The organism is Streptomyces pristinaespiralis (genome assembly GCF_001278075.1).
Classification (GTDB): domain Bacteria; phylum Actinomycetota; class Actinomycetes; order Streptomycetales; family Streptomycetaceae; genus Streptomyces; species Streptomyces pristinaespiralis.
Genome location: NZ_CP011340.1, coordinates 5,652,691 through 5,670,605 on the forward strand (window position 1 = coordinate 5,652,691; position 17,915 = coordinate 5,670,605).

General features: G+C 72.7%; 13 protein-coding genes. 3 read left to right on the forward strand and 10 right to left on the reverse strand.

The window, feature by feature from the left end; all coding sequences use genetic code 11:
* Positions 1 to 64: 64 nt before the first annotated feature.
* From SPRI_RS24080 to SPRI_RS24120, 9 genes are all read right to left on the reverse strand, one after another.
* A complete protein-coding gene (locus SPRI_RS24080) occupies positions 65 to 1,087 on the reverse strand; it encodes a glutamate ABC transporter substrate-binding protein (protein WP_053557300.1) in 1,023 nt (340 codons plus the stop codon).
* An 11-nt stretch (positions 1,088 to 1,098) separates the two neighbouring features.
* Positions 1,099 to 2,499 carry a hypothetical protein gene (locus tag SPRI_RS24085; RefSeq protein ID WP_078951285.1) on the reverse strand — a complete coding sequence of 467 codons (1,401 nt, stop codon included), beginning with the start codon at positions 2,497 to 2,499 and terminating at the stop codon, positions 1,099 to 1,101.
* 728 nt (positions 2,500 to 3,227) lie between these two features.
* The gene (locus tag SPRI_RS24090) at positions 3,228 to 4,229 is read right to left on the reverse strand and encodes an N-acetylglucosamine kinase (RefSeq protein WP_053557779.1); all 1,002 of its coding nucleotides are present in this window, start codon (positions 4,227 to 4,229) and stop codon (positions 3,228 to 3,230) included.
* A complete protein-coding gene (locus SPRI_RS24095; protein ID WP_005317480.1) occupies positions 4,226 to 5,491 on the reverse strand; it encodes a 6-phospho-beta-glucosidase in 1,266 nt (421 codons plus the stop codon). Before SPRI_RS24095 ends, SPRI_RS24090 begins: the two co-directional genes overlap by 4 nt.
* A gap of 29 nt (positions 5,492 to 5,520) precedes the next feature.
* Positions 5,521 to 6,426: a carbohydrate ABC transporter permease gene (locus SPRI_RS24100; RefSeq protein ID WP_050791744.1), complete on the reverse strand. Its 906-nt coding sequence runs from the start codon at positions 6,424 to 6,426 to the stop codon at positions 5,521 to 5,523.
* A 12-nt stretch (positions 6,427 to 6,438) separates the two neighbouring features.
* Positions 6,439 to 7,404 (reverse strand): carbohydrate ABC transporter permease, encoded by a 966-nt coding sequence (locus tag SPRI_RS24105; protein WP_050791559.1) that lies wholly within the window; start codon positions 7,402 to 7,404, stop codon positions 6,439 to 6,441.
* Positions 7,404 to 8,741 carry an ABC transporter substrate-binding protein gene (locus tag SPRI_RS24110; RefSeq protein ID WP_005317486.1) on the reverse strand — a complete coding sequence of 446 codons (1,338 nt, stop codon included), beginning with the start codon at positions 8,739 to 8,741 and terminating at the stop codon, positions 7,404 to 7,406. Before SPRI_RS24110 ends, SPRI_RS24105 begins: the two co-directional genes overlap by 1 nt.
* A 110-nt stretch (positions 8,742 to 8,851) precedes the next feature.
* Positions 8,852 to 10,054 (reverse strand): ROK family transcriptional regulator, encoded by a 1,203-nt coding sequence (locus SPRI_RS24115; protein ID WP_053557302.1) that lies wholly within the window; start codon positions 10,052 to 10,054, stop codon positions 8,852 to 8,854.
* Between the two features lie 175 nt (positions 10,055 to 10,229).
* Positions 10,230 to 11,300 carry a mechanosensitive ion channel family protein gene (locus SPRI_RS24120; protein ID WP_078535343.1) on the reverse strand — a complete coding sequence of 357 codons (1,071 nt, stop codon included), beginning with the start codon at positions 11,298 to 11,300 and terminating at the stop codon, positions 10,230 to 10,232.
* A 284-nt stretch (positions 11,301 to 11,584) separates the two neighbouring features.
* Here SPRI_RS24120 and SPRI_RS24125 point away from each other — a divergent pair, with 284 nt between their 5' ends.
* Positions 11,585 to 12,121 carry an HNH endonuclease gene (locus SPRI_RS24125; RefSeq protein WP_037776809.1) on the forward strand — a complete coding sequence of 179 codons (537 nt, stop codon included), beginning with the start codon at positions 11,585 to 11,587 and terminating at the stop codon, positions 12,119 to 12,121.
* Positions 12,122 to 12,220: 99 nt separating this feature from the next.
* On the opposite strand, the gene SPRI_RS24130 is transcribed toward SPRI_RS24125, so the two are convergent.
* On the reverse strand, positions 12,221 to 15,175 hold the full coding sequence (locus SPRI_RS24130; protein ID WP_053557303.1) for a beta-N-acetylglucosaminidase domain-containing protein: 2,955 nt from the start codon (positions 15,173 to 15,175) through the stop codon (positions 12,221 to 12,223).
* Between the two features lie 242 nt (positions 15,176 to 15,417).
* Here SPRI_RS24130 and SPRI_RS24135 point away from each other — a divergent pair, with 242 nt between their 5' ends.
* Positions 15,418 to 15,699 carry a hypothetical protein gene (locus SPRI_RS24135; RefSeq protein WP_037774638.1) on the forward strand — a complete coding sequence of 94 codons (282 nt, stop codon included), beginning with the start codon at positions 15,418 to 15,420 and terminating at the stop codon, positions 15,697 to 15,699.
* Positions 15,700 to 15,709: 10 nt separating this feature from the next.
* A complete protein-coding gene (gene malQ / locus SPRI_RS24140; protein ID WP_053557304.1) occupies positions 15,710 to 17,899 on the forward strand; it encodes a 4-alpha-glucanotransferase in 2,190 nt (729 codons plus the stop codon).
* Positions 17,900 to 17,915 lie beyond the last annotated feature (16 nt).

Genomic DNA, 17,915 nt, shown 5'->3' on the forward strand with positions numbered 1-17,915 from the left:
CGTTCTTGCCCGCTGCCAGTGGTGCCTGTCGTTCCTGCAGTGCGCCCGCGCGCTCCGCGCCGGCCTAACCTGCCCGGTACTTCGGCTGCGGCGGCCCGGTGATGCCCGGCAGGTCGGCCGCGAGCCACTTGTCGTACGCCTTCTTCCAAGGGCCCTTGCGGTACTCGACCAGGACCTGGTTCACCCGGCGCACCAGGTCGTCGTTGCCGAGCTTGGTGGCCACCCCGTAGTACTCGGTGGTGAACGGGGCACCGCCCTTGAGTTCGACTGCCGGATCCTGGGCCGCCTGGCCTGCCGCCAGGGCGTTGTCCGTGACGATCGCGTCGACCAGGCCCTGCTGGAGCCTGACCAGGCAGTCGAGCTGGTTGGGCACCGTGAAGAGGTCCTCGTCCTCCGGCCGCCCGTCGTGCTCGTCCTTGAACGTCGCTCCGAAGCTGTCGCGCTCCAGCGCCTCGTACGCCGTCGAGCCTTCGGCGGAGCAGACCCGCTTGCCCTTCAGCGACTCGTCGTAGCCGGTGATCGACGAGCTCTTGGAGGCCAGCACCTGCTGCCCCGCCTGGAAGTAGGCGGTGGAGAAGGCGACCTGCTTGATACGGCTGCAGCTGATGGTCATCGTGCGCACCACGATGTCCACGGTGCCGTTCTCCAGGGCGGCGATGCGCTGGTTGGTGGGTATGGCGCGGAAGATGACGGCGTCCGGGCTGCCGACGATGTCGGCGGCGATGGCGCGGGCGAGGTCGATGTCGAAGCCCTCGAGTCCACCGCCGGCCGGATCGCGGTAGCCCCAGCGGTAGCTGTTCTGGTCGACGCCGACGATCAGCTTGCCCCGCTCCTTGATCGCGTCGATCGTGGGGCCGCCCGCACCCGAAGGGGTGAGCGACGCCTCGGGGTCCTCACAGGTGTCCGCCTTGACGGGCAGGGTGGAGGCCACGCCCTGGCCGGTGCCGGGCGTCAGGGCGTCACCGCCGTGGGACAGCGGCAGCAGGGTGACGGCGGCGGTCAGTGCGCAGGCGGCCGCCATCCCCGCGACGCCGCCCCAGCCCCGCAGAGTGCGCCGGCGTCCCGGGCGTGCTTCCGAGTCCGTCATCGCTCCCCCTCTCACCGGTACTCCGAAAGCCTGCGGTTGATGCCGAGCACGGCACCCGCCGCGCCGAGGACACCGAGCGTGACCGCCCCGAGGGGCAGCCCCGTCAGCGCTCCGCGTGCGTCCTCGGCCGCAGCCGTGAACTCGCGCTGCTCGTGCGCCAGCGCCTTCTCCAGCGCCGCGTCCACCTTGTCGAAGGACTCGCCCGTGGAGCCCTTCGCGCCGATCACCTTGCGGACCACGCCGTCGTAGTCGCCGGCCCGGTCGGTCCTGGTGACGTCCTTGTGGCGCTCCCGCCACTCGGACACGGCCTCGACCGCGGCGTCGACCGGCCCGCGGCCCGCGCTGTCGTCGGCCAGCCGCTGGGCCAGGTGCAGCTGTTCGCCGAGCCGGTCCATGCCGGCGGCGTAGTCCGTCTCGTACTTGTCGCTCTTGCCGTCGTCGGTGAGCACGGCGCCCCGTGCCACCACCGTCAGGTTCTCGTTGGCGCGGGCCTTCAGGGAGTTGATCCGCGCGTCGCCCAGCACCTTGAGGGACTGCTGGCCGTGCCGGTCGGCGTCGGCGAGCTGCGCGCGGGCCACGGTGTGCCCCACCGCGAGCCACAGCAGCAGCACCGTGGAAGCCGCCGTCGCGACGAGCAGGCCGTGGTTGAACACCCGGTTGGTACGGCGGTAGTTGCGGCGCTGCGCCCATAGGAGGGCGCCGATGGCCACCGCACCGGCCGTCGCGGACAGCACCGGCCAGAACCGGGCGTCGTCGTCGTCCTGCTGGAGCCGCGCCGTCTCCGCGTCGTACAGCCTCTGGGCGGCCGGCAGCAGGTCCCGCGACATCTGCTCGTTGGCGAAACGGAGATACGCGCCGCCCAGTGGCCGGCCCAGCCGGTTGTTGGCCCGGGCGGTCTCCACCAGGGCCGTGTAGCGCGGCAGCGCCTCGTTCAGCTCGGCTATCTGCTGCCCGGACTCGCTGGAACTGCCGGCGTTCGTGGCGGCCTTGACGAGCAGTCGGGAGGCGAGCGCGATGTCCTTGTCGTACCGCTCTGCCACCTCACGCGGCTCCTCCGCGCCGGCCAGGAAGCCGCTGGAGGCCGCCGTGTCCGCGTCGGCGAGCGAGCGGTAGATCGAGGCGGCGTCGGCGGTGAGCGGCTGACTGCGGGTCACCACGTCGTCCGCGGCCGTGGCCCGCGAGGAGACCTCGAGCACCGTCACCGCGCCGAACGCCACGACCAGCGCCGCCAGTACCGCGCCGATGATCTGGAGCCGGCCAGGCTCCGTGGTCGCCGCTGCGCGCAGCCGTCGGCGGCCCTCCGCCCAGGCGCCCCGCCCCGCCGGCCCGCCGGGCACGTGCGCGGGCGGGATTTCGGGCGCATGGGCCGGAGCCGACTGAGGCGCTGTGCGCACATTCGGCGGGTGTGTCACGTGACCTCCCCCTTGGTCGCTGACGTCGGCCCGCCCCCCGGCGGGTCCTGGGACTACTCCCGGCCAGCAGTATGGCCGCAGGGGACCGCCTCACACCACAATTGACCCGATCTTGATACCGGCGCGGACGCCGGACACCCCGTCAGCGTGACCTCCCCTTGATGTCCCCACCATGAATACGCTTCCCGGCCTTGATCGGTTCCCTCGGACCCCCGCAAGGAGGGCGCACGAGGCGCCGGCCGCGCACCCACGGCGCACGAAACGCCGCTACGCACACCGCGGCACACGAAACGCGCCCGCAACTCCGGCGCACCGGCACACCGATCGCCACCGGCGCACCGCGTGTCGCCCGCGCACCGCGTGTCGCCCGCGCACAGAGCGCGGCCGGCGCACTGAGCACCGCCCGCCGAGCACCGCCCGCCGAGCACCGCTCGCCAACCGAGCACCACCGGCGCCCGCGCACCGCCCGCCGCCGGCGCACCGCGCGTCGCTCGCCAACCGAGCACCACCCCACGCCGAGCGCCACCGGCGCCCGCTCACCGCCCGCCGCCGGCGCACCGCGCGTCGCCCGCGCACCGAGCGCCACCGGCGCATTGACCACTGCCCGCCCGCCGAGCACCGCCCGCCAACCGACACCACCCCACCCGACCACCGCCCGCCAACCGCCCCCAGAGCGACGCCGCCCGCACCCCCGAGGGCGCGAGCGGCGTCGTGTGGCGGGCGAGGCGCTACGCGTAGTGGGCGCGCAGCGCCGCCCGCGCCCCGGCGGAGGCCCCGATGTGGTCCAGCCCCAGCAGCGCCGCCCCCAGTACCGGCGCCGCCGTCACCACCTCGACGACGGCCTTCGGCGCCCTGGCCGCGAGCAGTTCCCGGATGCGCCCGTCGAGTTCGGGGTGCCGGGCGGCGAGCACGCTGCCGCCGAGGAGCACCGGCACCTCCTCGTCGAGCAGCCCGAGGCGGTCCAGCGCGACCGCCGCCATCGCCACCACCTCCTCCGCCTGCCGGTGCACCAGCGCCCTGGCCACCGGGTCCCCGGCGGCGCTCGTCGCGAAGAGCACCGGCGCCAGTTCGTGCTTGCGCACGGCGGCCACACGGCCCAGATGCAGCGCCTCGATCAGGGCGTACACGGAGTCCAGCCCGAAGTGCGCGGGCAGCGTGGCGGCGAGCGCCGTCGGCTCGCCGCGACCGTCCTCCGCGCGTGCCGCCCACCACAGCGCCTCCTCCGCGAGGCCCGAGCCGCCGCCCCAGTCGCCGGAGATCTTCCCGAGCGCGGGGAAGCGCGCGGTGCGGCCGTCGGGCAGCATGCCCACGCAGTTGATGCCCGCCCCGCACACGACCGCCACACCCCGCGGCTCGTCCACCCCCGCCCGCAGGATCGCGAAGGTGTCGTTGCGGACCTGGGTACTGCGCCCCCAGCCGCGCCCGTCCAGGGCAGCGGTCAACTCCCTCTCCTCCACCGGCAGATCGGCGTTGGCCAGGCAGGCCGAGACATGCTCGACCTGCCCGGTGACGCCGCTGGTGGCCCTGGCCTCCTCGACCGTGGCGGCCAGTGCGTCGATCGCGGCCCTGACGCCGACCTTCGGCGGCTGGAAACCGGACCCGCGGCCGGAGCCGAGCACCGTGCCGTCGGCGCCGACGAACGCCACATCGGTCTTGCTGTTCCCCGCGTCGATGGCGAGGACGGTCCCGGCGGGCCCGGCAGCGGGTCTTTGCCCGGGGAGTTCGCTCACGCCCACGCGAGGTGCTCCCGGTTGTGCGCGATCAGCTGCTCGGTGAGCTGCTGCGCGTATTCGTACTGGCCGACCAGCGGGTGCGACAGCAGCGCCTTGAAGACCCGGTCGCGCCCGCCGCGCAGCGCGGCCTCCAGCGCCAGGTCCTCGTACGCCGTCACATTGGCGGTCAACCCCGCGTACAGCGGATCGAGTTCACCCACCGCCAGTGGTGTCGCCCCCTGGGGGCCGACCGCGGCCTGCACCTCGATCACGGCATCGTCCGGCAGGAAGGGGAGTGTGCCGTTGTTGTACGTGTTCACCACCTGGTACGGGGAGCCGGCGCCGCCGAGGAGCGAGGCGGCGAGGTCGACGGCGGCCTCCGAGTAGAAGGCGCCGCCGCGCTTGGCGAGCAGTTCCGGCTTCTCGTCGAGCTGCGGGTCGCCGTACATCTTTAGGAGCCGCTTCTCCATCTGCGCGACCTCCGCGGCCCGGGACGGCTTCGTCCGCAGCTCCCGTACGACCTCGTCGTGGCCGTAGTAGTAGCGCAGGTAGTACGAGGGCACGACGCCGAGGCGGTCGATCAGTTCGCGCGGCATGCGCAGGTCGGCCGCCACCGCGTCACCGTGCTCGGCGAGCAGCCGCGGCAGCACGTTGTCGCCCTCCGGGCCGCCGAGACGGACGGCGGTCTCCCAGGTGAGGTGGTTCAGCCCGACGTGGTCCAGGTGGACGTCGGCGGGGGCGACGTCCAGCAGCGCGGCGAACTTCCGCTGGAAGCCGATGGCCACGTTGCACAGCCCGACGGCCTTGTGCCCGGCCTGGAGCAGAGCCCGGGTGACGATGCCGACCGGGTTGGTGAAGTCGATGATCCACGCGTCGGGACTGGTGCGGCGCACCCGCTCGGCGATGTCGAGGACGACGGGAACGGTCCGGAGCGCCTTGGCGAGGCCGCCCGCGCCGGTGGTCTCCTGGCCGACGCAGCCGCATTCCAGCGGCCAGGTCTCGTCCTGCTCGCGGGCGGCCTGGCCGCCCACCCGCAGCTGGAGCAGCACGGCGTCGGCGCCGTCGACGCCCGCGTCGAGATCGGAGGTGGTGACGATCTTCCCGGGGTGGTCCTGCTTGGCGAAGATCCGCCGGGCGAGACCGCCGACCAGTTCGAGGCGGTCGGCCGCCGGATCGATCAGTACGAGTTCCTCGATCGGCAGGGTGTCGCGCATCCGCGCGAAACCGTCGATGAGTTCGGGGGTGTAGGTGGAACCGCCCCCCACTACAGCGAGCTTCATGAACGGGCCCTTCTCGGTCCGGACAGGGCCTAGCCCTTCACTCCGGTCAGTGTGACGCCTTCGATGAAGGCCTTTTGTGCGAAGAAGAAGACGACGATCACGGGTGCCATGATCATGACCGTGGCGGCCATGGTGAGGTTCCAGTCGGTCTGGTGGGCGCCCTTGAAGGACTCCAGGCCGTAGCTCAGGGTCCAGGCGGCCGGGTTCTCCGAGGCGTAGATCTGCGGGCCGAAGTAGTCGTTCCAGCAGTAGAAAAAGTGGAACAGGGCGACCGCAGCGATCGCCGGCCTCGCCATCGGCAGCACGATCCGCACCATCGTGCGGAACTCGCCGCAGCCGTCGATCCTGGCCGCTTCCGTGTACTCCTTCGGGATGGTCAGCAGGAACTGCCGCAGCAGGAAGATGGTGAACGCGTTGCCGAAGGCGAACGGGATGATCAGCGGCCACAGGGTGCCGGCGAGGTCCAGCTGTTTCGCCCAGAAGAGGTACATCGGTACGACGACGACCTGCGGCGGCAGCATCATCATCGCGATCACCAGCATCATCGCCAGATTGCGGCCGCGGAAGCGGAACTTGGCGAGCGCGTAGGCCACCGGGATGCTGGAGGCGACGGCGAGCACCGTGCCGAGGCCCGCGTACAGCAGGGTGTTGCGCCACCAGGTCAGGAATCCGGGGGTGTTCCAGACGGTGACGAAGTTGCCCCACTCCCAGGTCCGCGGCCACAGGTCGCGGGTGAGCGCCTGGTCGTCGTTCATCACGGCGGTCAGGAACACGAAGACGAACGGCAGCAGGAAGAACAACGCGGCGGCGATCGCCAGTGAGTGGACGGCGATCCATTCCAGGGTCGCGCGGCGCCGTGCGGACCGCCGGGCGGCGGTGCCTCCCCGGCCGGGGGCGGCCGGCTCGTACGCGGCACGGGCAGGGGTCGGGGTCATCGTGGTCATCGTTCAGTCCTCCGCCGACATGAAGCCGGAGCGCCGCCGCATCAGGATCGCCGTGAAGGCCATGGCCAGGGCGAACAGCACCAGGGCGACCACGCAGGCCGCGCCGGTGTCGAAGCGCTGGAAGCCGAGGTTGTAGATCGTCTGCGGGACGGTCAGCGTGGTCCTGTCCGGATAACCGGGCTCGAACTGCTGCCCGGAGCCGCCGATCACCCCGCTCGCCACCTTCGCCGCCACCAGCGGCTCCGTGTAGTACTGCATGGTCGCGATCACCCCGGTGACCACGGCGAACAGCACGATGGGGGAGATGTTGGGGAAGGTGACGTAGCGGAACCGCTGCCAGGCGCGGGCGCCGTCCAGCTCCGCCGCCTCGTACTGCTCCTTGGGGACGTCGAGCAGCGCCGCCATGAAGATCACCATCAGGTCGCCGATGCCCCACAGGGCGAGGATCGTCAGCGAGGGCTTCGACCAGGCGGGGTCGGTGAACCAGCCGGGCGCGGGCAGCCCAACGGACTCGAGGATGGTGTTGGCGGGTCCCGTACCGGGGTTGAGCAGGAAGACGAACGACATGGTCGCGGCGACGGGCGGAGCCAGGTACGGCAGGTAGAAGAGCGTCCTGAAGACCCCGGCACCCGTCTTGATCTTCGTGATCAGCAGCCCGATGCCGATCCCGAACAGCACCCGCAGCGACACCATCACGGCGACCAGCCACAGGGTGTTGCGCAGGGCCGGCCAGAAGAAGACGTAGTCGTTGAAGACGTACGACCAGTTCTTGAGGCCCACCCACACCGGCGGGGCGAAGCCGTCGTACTCCATGAAGGAGAAGTAGACGGTCGACACCAGCGGGTAGGCGAAGAAGACCGCGAAGCCGATCAGCCAGGGGGACAGGAAGCCCAGCGTGCGCAGCGCCGACCTGCGGCGCTTGGCCCGCAGCGCACGGCTCACCGGCGGACGGAAGGTGGTGGCGGCCATCAGCGTGCCTGCTCGTTGTCCTTGTCGATCTGGGCGTCGGTCTTCTTCAGGCCCGCGTCGAGATCCTTCTCCCGGCCGGCCTCGTGGCGCACGCCGAGGTCCTGGGCGGTCAGCAGGAACGCGCCGCCGTTGACGGACGAAGGGGCGTGGGAGCTCTTGGGGTGCTGGGCGATGTCCACGAAGGTGCGGTACAGCGGGTCGTCGTTCAGCTTCGGGGACTTCAGCGCCGCCACGGTGGAGGGCACGTTGTGGATGGCGTTGGCGAAGGAGACGACCGCGTCGGTGTCGGTGGAGAGGTACTTCACCAGCTCCCAGGCCGCGTTCTGCTTCTTGCTCACCCCCGCGATACCGAGGATCGTTCCCGAGAGATAACCCTTGCCGTAGTCGGCGGCCTGGTCGTCCGGGACGGGGAAGGGGGCCGCGCCGATCTCGAAGTCCAGGCCGGCGTCCTGGGCCATCTTGCCGCGCCATTCGCCGTCCAGCTGCATGGCGACCTGCCCGGTGTGGAAGGGGTGCTTGGGTCCCCACTCGTCGCCGAGGCCGGTGCGGAACTTCTCCAGCTTCTTGTAGCCGCCGAGCTTGTCGGCCAGGTTCTTCTGCCAGGTGAACAGCGCCTTGGCGGCGGGGTCCCCGGCCAGGTCGGACCTGCCCTCCGCGTCGAAGTACCGGACGCCGAACTGTGACGCGTAGTGCTCGAACGTCGTCTCGTAGCCCTGGAAGTTCGGCATGAAGCCGAGCTGCTCGTAGCTGTCGCCCTTGGTTCTGGTCAGTTTCTGGGCGACCTTGTCGAACTCGGAGAGCGTCTTCGGCGGCGCGGTGATCCCGGCCTCGGCGAAGGCCTTCTTGTTGTAGTAGAGGCCGTACGCGTCACCCAGCAGCGGCACGGCGCACCGCTTGCCCTCGTGCTCGGTGTACTTGGCCATCTGCGGCAGGAAGGTCCGCGCCGGGTCGATGTCCGACTTCGCGAGGAACGGCTTCAGGTCGGCGAGCGCGTTGGTGGAGCAGAACCGGCCGACGTTGTCGGTGGTGAACGAGGAGACCACGTCGGGCGCGTTCGAACCGCCCGCGCGCAGGGCCTGGTTGAGCTTGTCGTCCGTGATGCCCTTGACGACCTTGACCTTGATGTTGGGGTGCTTCTTCTCGAACGAGTCGATGTTGGCCTCGATCGCCGCGACCTCGCCGGGCGCGGACCAGCCGTGCCAGAAGGTGAGGGTCGTTTTCGCCTTCGGGTCGTCCGTGGCGCCGCTCCCGGCCGATCCCGTACAGGCCGTGGCGAGAAGCGATATCGCGGCGGTCGCGGCGAGCGCGGCGCCCTTGGTCCGGCGGTTTCTGGGCATGGCGGTGCCTCCCTGTGACAAGGACGGGGGAAGGAAGGGGGGAAGGAAGGGCGGAGGGACGAGGGGCCGGCCCGCTACGGCAAGGCGGCGGGCCCCGGGCGGGTCGGGGGTCAGCGCGAGGTGTCGAACACCTCGTCGCGGGTGGTGGCCAGCGCGCTCTCCAGCGCACCGCGCAGCACCGGATGCCGGCGTACGGCTCCGAGCACGAGGCGCGGCCGGGACGCGGCGAGCTCGGTCAGCTCCGCCTGCACCCGCGTCCGCAGCGGCTCGCCGCCGGCGGCGATGACCTCGCCGGAGAGGACGACCAGCTCCGGGTCGAGCACGGCCACCATGGAGGCCAGACCGGTGGCCAGCCCGGTCGCGAAGGCGTCGAGCAGCTGCCCGTACGGTCCGCTGTCGTTCTCCGCGGCCCTCGCCACGAGCGCGGTCGCGACCTCGGCGTGCGGGCCGCTTCCGATGTCCTCCAGACCGAGCTCCCTGGCCAGCCGGGGGAGCGCCTGGGCACCGGCGAGTTCCTGGAAGCCGCCACTGTTGGCCTTGGTCACCTGGCGGACCAGCGGCGTCCCGGGCACCGGCAGGAAGCCGACCTCGCCGGCGCCGCCGGTGAAGCCGCGGTGCAGCCGGCCGCCGATGACGACGGCGGCGCCGAGGCCCTCCTCGTTCCACAGCAGGACGAAGTTCTCGTGGCCGTGGGCGGCGCCGAGACGCTGCTCGGCGACGGCGGCGAGGTTGACGTCGTTCTCGTACTCGACGGGCATCGGCAGGGCCGCCGCCAGCTCGTACCGGAGGGTGGGGGAGTGCCAGCCGGGCAGGTGCGAGGCGTACCGCAGCCGGCCGGTGGACGGGTCGAAGGCGCCAGGGGTGCCGATGACGAGACGTTGGACGTCCGTGCGGGTCAGCCCGGCGGCCTTCACGGCCCCTTCGAGCGCGTCGGTCACCTGCCGTACGACCCGGTCGGCGCGCCGTCCCGGTGTGGGGAGCTCGAACTCGCCCACGGTCGCGCCGGTGACGTCGGCGACGGCGGCGCGGATCCGCTCGGGGGTGACGTCGAGACCGGCGGCGTGGGCCACGTTCCCGTTGATCGCGTACAGCTGGGCGCTGGGGCCCGGCCGTCCCTCGGTGGTGCCGGTGACGACGACGAGGCCGGCGGCCTCGAGCCTGGCCAGCAGCTGGGAGGCGGTGGGCTTCGACAGACCGGTGAGCTTGCCGATCCGGGTCCGCGAGAGGGGACCGTGTTCGAGCAGCAGATCGAGCGCGGCACGGTCGTTCATGGCGCGCAGTACGCGCGGGGTACCGGGCGTGGTTCCGGCCACGACGCTTGCACCTGCCTCTCGGCCCGGCCTCTCGACCTGGACTGTTAGGAAAGTTTCCTATTCCGTGGGGACGAAAGTAGGCCGCCCGCAGGACGACGTCAATGGCAAACGCCCCCTGGGCAACCAAAGCGTTACCGAAGGGGGCGTCGTCATGGGGCTTCCTGCCCCCGTGACACTACTTGGAGAGGTTCGCCGGAGGCGGTATCGGCGACGCGGCCATCGACTGCGGCGAGACCGCGGAGGAGAAGGCCGACGGGGCGGCCATGCCCGCGGTCGGGTCCGGCACGGACTCCTCCGCCGGCTGCGGCAGGCCGCCGACGATACGGATGCCCGCCTCGTCGAACGCACGCTTGATCCGCCAGCGCACCTCCCGCTCGACCCCCAGCGCCTTGCCCGGCATCGTCTTGGCGGAGACCCGGAACGTCATCGAGTCGAGCAGTACCTCGGTCAGACCCAGCGTCTCGAGCGGGCCCCACAGCTGCTCGTTCCACGGCTCCGCCTTCGCCAGGTCGTCCGCGACCTCGCCGATGACGGCCTTGACGTGGTCCAGGTCCTCGGAGGAACGGACCGTGACGTCGACGGCCGCCGTCGCCCAGCCCTGGCTCAGGTTGCCGATCCGCTTGATCTCACCGTTGCGCACGTACCAGATCTCGCCGTTGTCGCCGCGCAGCTTGGTGACCCGCAGCCCCACCTCGATCACCTCGCCCGACGCGACACCCGCGTCGATCGAGTCCCCGACCCCGTACTGGTCCTCCATGATCATGAAGACGCCGGAGAGGAAGTCGGTGACGAGATTGCGGGCGCCGAAACCGATCGCGACACCGGCCACACCCGCGGAGGCGAGCAGCGGCGCCAGATCGATCTGGAACGCCCCGAGGATCATCAGACCCGCGGTGCCGAGGATCAGGAACGACGCGATGGAGCGCAGCACGGAACCGATGGCCTCGGAGCGCTGGCGACGCCGCTCCGCGTTGACCAGCAGACCCCCCAGCGCCGTGCCCTCCACGGCCTGCGCCGAGCGGTTCATCCGCGCTATCAGCTTCGTCAGCGCCCGGCGCACCAGCATCCGCAGCACCAGCGCGACGATCAGGATCAGCGTGATGCGCAGTCCGGTGTTCAGCCAGGTGGACCAGTTCTCCTCGACCCAGCCGGCCGCGCTCTCGGCGCGCTTGGCGGCCTCGTCGAGCGTGACAGGAGCGGGCGAGGCGTCAGCGTCCAGCAGTGCGGACGACCAGAAGGCGGTCACAGGAGGAACCTCCAGCTTGCGGTGGGAGACCAATAACCCTAACGGGGCATCCGGCGTGATCCGCCTCGTTCCACGGCCGAGAGACGAGGCTCACCGGCCCCTCCGGAGGGGGGCCACGCCGGGCTCCCGGGCGGCGTGGGGGACCCGGCGGCGCCCTTGTGGCGGAAAACACCTCGAGCCCGTTACGCATACGTGGTGGCGCAGGAAGCGGCCATGAGGACAAACTGATGGCAGATCGTCCCGGCGCGAGCCACGCGCCGCCGGCGTACAAGGAGGCATCCACCGTGCCGCACGTCCTGGTCCTCAACGCGTCGTACGAGCCCCTCGGCGTCGTACCGCTCCGCCGCGCGCTCGTCCTCGTCCTGGAGAACAAGGCTCTCTGCCTCGAGGAGTCCGGCGCCTTCATGCATAGCGAGAGCCGCGTCGTCGCCGCGCCCAGCGTCGTGCGTCTCAAACGGTTCGTGCGGGTCCCCTACCGGGGGCCCGTTCCTCTTACCCGCAAAGCCCTCTTCGCCCGCGACGGCGGGCGCTGTATGTACTGCGGTGGCGTCGCAACCAGCGTCGACCATGTCGTTCCGCGCAGTCGCGGTGGGCAGCACGCCTGGGACAACGTGGTCGCCGCGTGCCGCCGCTGCAACCACGTCAAGGCCGACCGTCACCTGCGGGAACTCGGCTGGCGCCTGCGCCACCAGCCGGCCCCGCCGAGCGGTCTCGCCTGGCGCATCATCGGAACCGGCCACCGCGATCCGCGCTGGCTGCCCTACCTCCAGCCGTACGGCGCGGACGACGCGATCACCCGCATCGACGGCATCTCGGCGTAGCGCGCGCCCGCCCGCCGGGATCCGCCCGGTGTCCTCGACCGCCGGAAGGGCCGGCTCCGCCGGCCCCTCCGCGGCGATCGAGGCGCGGGCGCGGCGGTCCTAACGCGCACCCTCCGCCACCGCGTACGCCTCGACCGAGAACAGCGAGTAGCCGAACTCCGTCGCCCGCTCGTCCCCCTGCACCCGCACGAACCGCGTGCCCTGCGCGTCCATCCGGACCGACTCGCGGCCGCCCCTGCCGTCGGTGACCGTCGCCGCGGTGCGCCAGACCCTGCCGTCCGCGGACACCTGTATGCGGTACCGCGTCGCGTACGCCTCCTGCCAGTGCAGCCTCACCTGGCCGACCCGGGCCGGCCGGGCCAGCTCCACCTGCCACCACGCGCTCGGTCCGACGGGGGACGCCCAGCGGGTGCCGGCGTCGCCGTCGATCGCGGCGGCGGCCGGGAAGTCGGCCGTCTCGTCCCCGGACGAGGACGCCTTGGCGCCCGCCTCGCGCGTCAGGTCACCGCCGCCGGTGGGCGGGAAGGCGCGCACGGTGAGCGTGCGTTCCTGCCCGGCGAAGGACAGCGGCACCCGGTACTCGCCCGCGGGGGTGTCCTTGGGGACGGTGACCTCCACCGGCACCGTGGTGCGCACGCCCCGGGGGACGGTGGTCTGCTTCGGGACGCTCACCTTGATGCCCGCCGGCGCCTTCGCCGTGAGCGTGCCGCGCACCTCGCCGGGGCGCTGGGCCGTCAGCCGGACGTCGGCGCGCTGCGGCCTGCCGCCGATCTCGGCGCTGGTCGTCTCACGGACGAGGTCGAGGCCTGCGGCGGGGTCGTCCGCGAACCAGGGCACCAGGGAGCGCACGGCCGGCCTGTCGCCGCCGCCGGTCGTGACGCGCAGGGCGTCCACCCGCAGCCCCGCCGCGTCGGCCTGGGTCCAGCCGCCCGCGGACAGCGGGCCCAGCTCACGCCAGCCCTCGCCGGGGACGTGCACCTCGAGCCGGCCCGCGGACTCGGCGGAGCGCGGGGAGCCGTTCGCGGGCGCGGTCATCGCCGTCACGGCGGTGAGGGGCCGGGGCCGTGCCAGCCGCACGACGTCCTCGCCGGGCCCGCCGGCCAGGGCCTGGTCGGCGCCCGTCCAGGCGCGTGACTCCTTCACGGCCCGGTCCAGGAAGGGCGTCAGCACGCCCTTGCCGACCGTGGCCCGGCTCGCGGCCAGGTCCGTGCGCAGCGGCTCGAGGGCCAGGGAGGCGCGCCACCCGGCCTCGCCGTCGCCGCGCCCCTGCGCCTGAAGCATGTCGACCGCCAGTTCGCCGGCCTTCCCGTACCGCGCCAACTGGTCGAGCCAGGGCCGGACCTCGGCCGCGAGGCGGCCGTCGGCGGTGCCCGCGAGCCGGTCCGGCGCCCGGCGCATCACCGTGAAGGCCGCGCGCAGCGCGGTCGCCGCACGGTCCCTGGCCGCGGTGTCCGCCGTGGCGCGGGAACGCCAGAACTCGTCCAGCAAGGGCCGCAGGTAGGCCGACTCGTCGTCGGGGTCCAGGATCGAGGACGCGTCGTTCCCCGCGAGGGCGCGCAGCGCCTCCCTGGCACCCGCGTCCCCGCCGGCCAGGTCGTCCAGCGCGGCCTGCCAGGACTGCTCGGGCCGGTAACCCTTCGGGTTCCAGGCGTAGTCGGCGGCGGTGAACAGCGGGACGCGGGAGGCGGTGGCCTGTTCCATCGCATTGGCGAGCAGCGCGGCGGACCCGGTCGCCACCGCGGGCTCACGGCCGGTGTACGGGCCGAGGAACAGCCGGTCCTGCGCGTAGTCGTTGACCGGGTAGTTGTCCATGGTGACCAGGGGGTGGTCGAAGGCGTCCCGGGCGCCCGCGAGTTCGCGGCCGGTGATCGTGCGGGGCACCACTCCGACCCCGGTCCACGCCACCCGTACCGAGCCGTCGAGCTGCTCCGCGAGCGCCCGCCGGTAGTCGGTCGTGCCCTCCTGGTAGAACTCGGTCGGCATCACGGACAGCTCCGCACCGGGGTGACGCTCCGCCAGGTGGCGTGCCACCTCGCCCGCGACCCGGGCGTGCGCCTTCGCCGCCGCGCCGGGACCGGAGCCGAAGGTCCTCGCGTCCTTGGAGCAGTGCCATTCGCTGTAGCTGACATCCTGGAACTGCAGCTGGAACGCCCGGAATCCCAGCGCCCACATCGCGTCGATCTTGCGGGTCAGGGCCTTCATGTCCGCCTCGTCGGCCAGACACATCGACTGGGCGGGCGCCACGGCCCAGGCCAGGGTGACGTGGTTCTTCCGCGCCCGCTCCGCCAGTTCCCGCAGCTGTGCACGCTGGGCGGCGGGATAGGGGTCGCGCCAGCGGGTCTGCCGGAAGGGGTCGTCGCCGGGGGCGTAGAGATAGCGGTTCTGCTTGGTGCGCCCCATGAAGTCGAGCTGCGCCAGGCGCTGCTCACGGTTCCAGGGGCGTCCGTAGAAGCCCTCCGTCGTACCGCGTACCGCGGTCCCCGGCCAGTCGCGTACGACGACTGAGGCGACCGTTCCCTCCTTGACCAGTTGGCGCAGGGTCTGCACGCCGTGGAAGAGGCCGTCGTCGCCGACCCCGTCGAGGGCGACGGTGTCACGGTCCCCGACGCGGCCCACGGCGAGCCGGTAGCCGCCGGACGGCAGGTCGTCACGCTCCGGCGCGCGCAGGGCGCGCAGCGCCGAGAGGGCGTCGCCGCCCCCGAGACGGACGACGGGCCCGCGGCCGGGCAGTTGCGTGTGCACGGTGCGGACGCCGGACTCGCGGAGCAACTGCTCGAGCAGTTCGACCGCGTACGGGTCGGCGGCCGGATCCGCGACGACGGTCACCTCGTCACCCAGCCGTACGGCCTCGCCCCGGGTGCGCAGGGACTGCGGGCGCGGCCACACGGAGGGTGTCGCGGCGGTGCCCTCCGGGTCCTGCGCGGCGCCTGAGGGGGAGCCGGGCTCCTGCGGTCGCGCGGTCGCGCCGTGCGCGGTTCCCGCACCGCCGAGCAGACCACCGATGACGGCGACCGCGACGGCTGCCGCGGTACGTCTCCTGGCCCCGAGCCGCACGGCTGTCTCCCCTCGTCCGACCCCTGCCATTCCGGTCGGTTTCGAGCCCACCACCACCACCGTCGGAGTGTCAATGTGCGTGGCCGTTGTGCGCCTTTTGCCTGGCGTGGTGAATGATCGGGGCAAGTGACAAACGGGGAACGGAATGTGACACGGAACACGTTGACCGAACGGACACGTCTGCCGTCCCGCGCGTTGGGTAGGGCTGCTGTGACCCCTCACGTCCCTTTGGAGTGATTACCGTGGCCGCATCCGCGCACCTGCTGCTCTCCGCCTTGTCCAAACAGGTCCCGGGCGGGATTCCGGGACCGTCGAAACCGGCCCCGACCGCGTGCCCGCTCGCCCACGAGGCCCCGCTGACCGGCGAGCCGCCGCTCGCCTACGACGTCCCCCTCACGAGCGAGCCGCCGCTCGCTCACGCCGCCCCGCTCACCAGCGAGCCACCGCTCGCCGACATCGCGCCCCTGACGAGCGAGCCGACCGCCCACGGCACGGCGGGCGGTACGGAGTCGCCGGGGGGCTGAAGGAGTCCGCATGGGCCTTGCCCGGCTAGCCGAGCTGCACGGAGTCGCCACGACCTTCTCGCCCGCCAAGGGCGTCACCGTCGCAGTCCCGGACGCCACCGTCGTGGCCGTTCTCGCCGCGCTGGACATCGACGCGTCCACGCCGGAGGCGGTACGCACCGCGCTGGACCGCGCCGAGCGGGCAGCGGCGGGCCGGCTGCTGCCCCGCACGGTGGTCGTATGGCAAGGCCCCGGCCCGGAGGGGGCCGGCGTCCCGCCGGCCCTGACCGCCCTCCCCGCCGGCACGACCGTCCGCGTGACCACGGAGGAGGGCCGCGAGCTCAGCTGGACCACCCCGGGGAAGGCGGCCGCACAGCCCGTCGGCGGCGCCCCGCACGACGCCGGCCCGGCCCCTGCCCCCGCGGACGGCGCCGGAGGCCCGGACGGTGCTCTGGTGTGGCGGCAACTGCCGCTCGGTGTGCACCGGCTGAGTGCCGGGACGCCCGACGGCCGCAGCACCGACGCCGGCCTGGTCGTCGCTCCCGCGCAGGTGCCCGGCCCGGAAGGGCGCTCGCACGGCTTCCTCGTCCAGCTCTACTCCCTGCTCTCCGCGCGTTCCTGGGGCATGGGGGACCTCGGTGACCTCGCCGAGCTGGCCACCTGGTCGGGACGGTCGCTCGGCGCGTCCTTCGTCCAGGTGAACCCGTTGCACGCCGCCGTGCCGGGCGCCCCCACCGACCCGTCCCCGTACCGCCCTTCCTCCCGTCGCTTCCCCGACCCCGTCCATCTGCGCATCGAGGACGTGCCGGAGTACGTGTACGCCGACCCGGCGGACCGGCAGCGGCTGGAGGATCTGCGCGACCGGGCCGCGGAGCTGCGTGAATCGGTGCTCGACAAAGGCGCGTTGATCGACCGGGACGCCGTCTGGGAGCTCAAGCGCGAGGCGCTGGAGATCATCCACCGCATCCCCCTCGGCCCCGGCCGCCGCGCCGCCTACCGCGACTTCGCCGACGAACAGGGCCAGGCGCTGGAGGACCACGCCACCTGGTGCGCGCTCGCCGAGGTGTACGGCTCCGAGTGGCACGACTGGCCCGCCGCGCTGCGCGACCCCCGCTCGCCGCAGACGGCGGAGGCCAGGGCCGGGCTGGCCGAGCGGGTCGACTTCCACCGCAGGCTGGTCTGGCTGACCGACGAGCAGCTGGCCGCCGCCGGACGCGCGGCCCGCGAGGCCGGCATGGCGGTGGGGATCGTCCACGACCTCGCGGTCGGCGTGCACCCCGGGGGCGCCGACGCCTGGGCGCAGCAGGACTCCTTCGCCGCCGGGATGTCGGTCGGCGCCCCACCGGACGCGTTCAACGCGCACGGCCAGGACTGGGGGCTGCCGCCGTGGCGGCCGGACGCGCTGGCCGCGTCCGGCTACGCCCCCTACCGCGGGCTGCTGCGCGGCATCCTGCGCAACGCGGGAGCGCTCCGCATCGACCACGTGATGGGCCTGTTCCGGCTCTGGTGGGTGCCGATCGGCAGCCCTCCCACCGAAGGCGCCTACGTCCGCTACGACGCGGAGGCCATGCTCGCCGTCCTCGTCCTCGAGGCCCACCGCGCGGGCGCCGTCGTCATAGGAGAGGACCTCGGGACGGTCGAGCCCGGCGTGCGGGAGGCCCTCTCCCGCCGCGGCGTCCTCGGCACCTCCGTGCTCTGGTTCGAACGGGACTGGACCGGCGACGGACGCCCGCTGCCGCCCGCGAAGTGGCGCGAAGGCTGCGTCGCCACCGCCACCACCCACGACCTGCCGTCCACGGCGGCCCGGCTCACCGGCGGTCATGTGGAGCTGCGCCACCGGCTCGGTCTGCTGGCCCGTCCCCTGGAGGAGGAGCAGACGGAGGAGACGGCCGATGTCGCCGAGTGGCTCGGCCTGCTGCTCGACCTCGGCCTCCTGCCCGAGGGCGCGGGCGACGAGGAGGGCGCGATCCGGGCCGTCTACCGCTATCTGCTGCGCACCCCGGCGCGGATGGTGGGGATCTGGCTCCCGGACGCGGTGGGCGACCGCCGCCCCCAGAACCTGCCGGGCACCTGGGACCAGTACCCGAACTGGCGCCTGCCCGTCTCCGACGCCGAAGGGCGCCCCATGAGCCTGGAGGAGCTGGCCGCCTCGCCCAGGCTGCACCGTCTGCTGGAGGTCTTCGCGGCCCGTACGGCACCCCCGGACGCGCGGCCGTCATAGCCGTTCGCTACGTTGG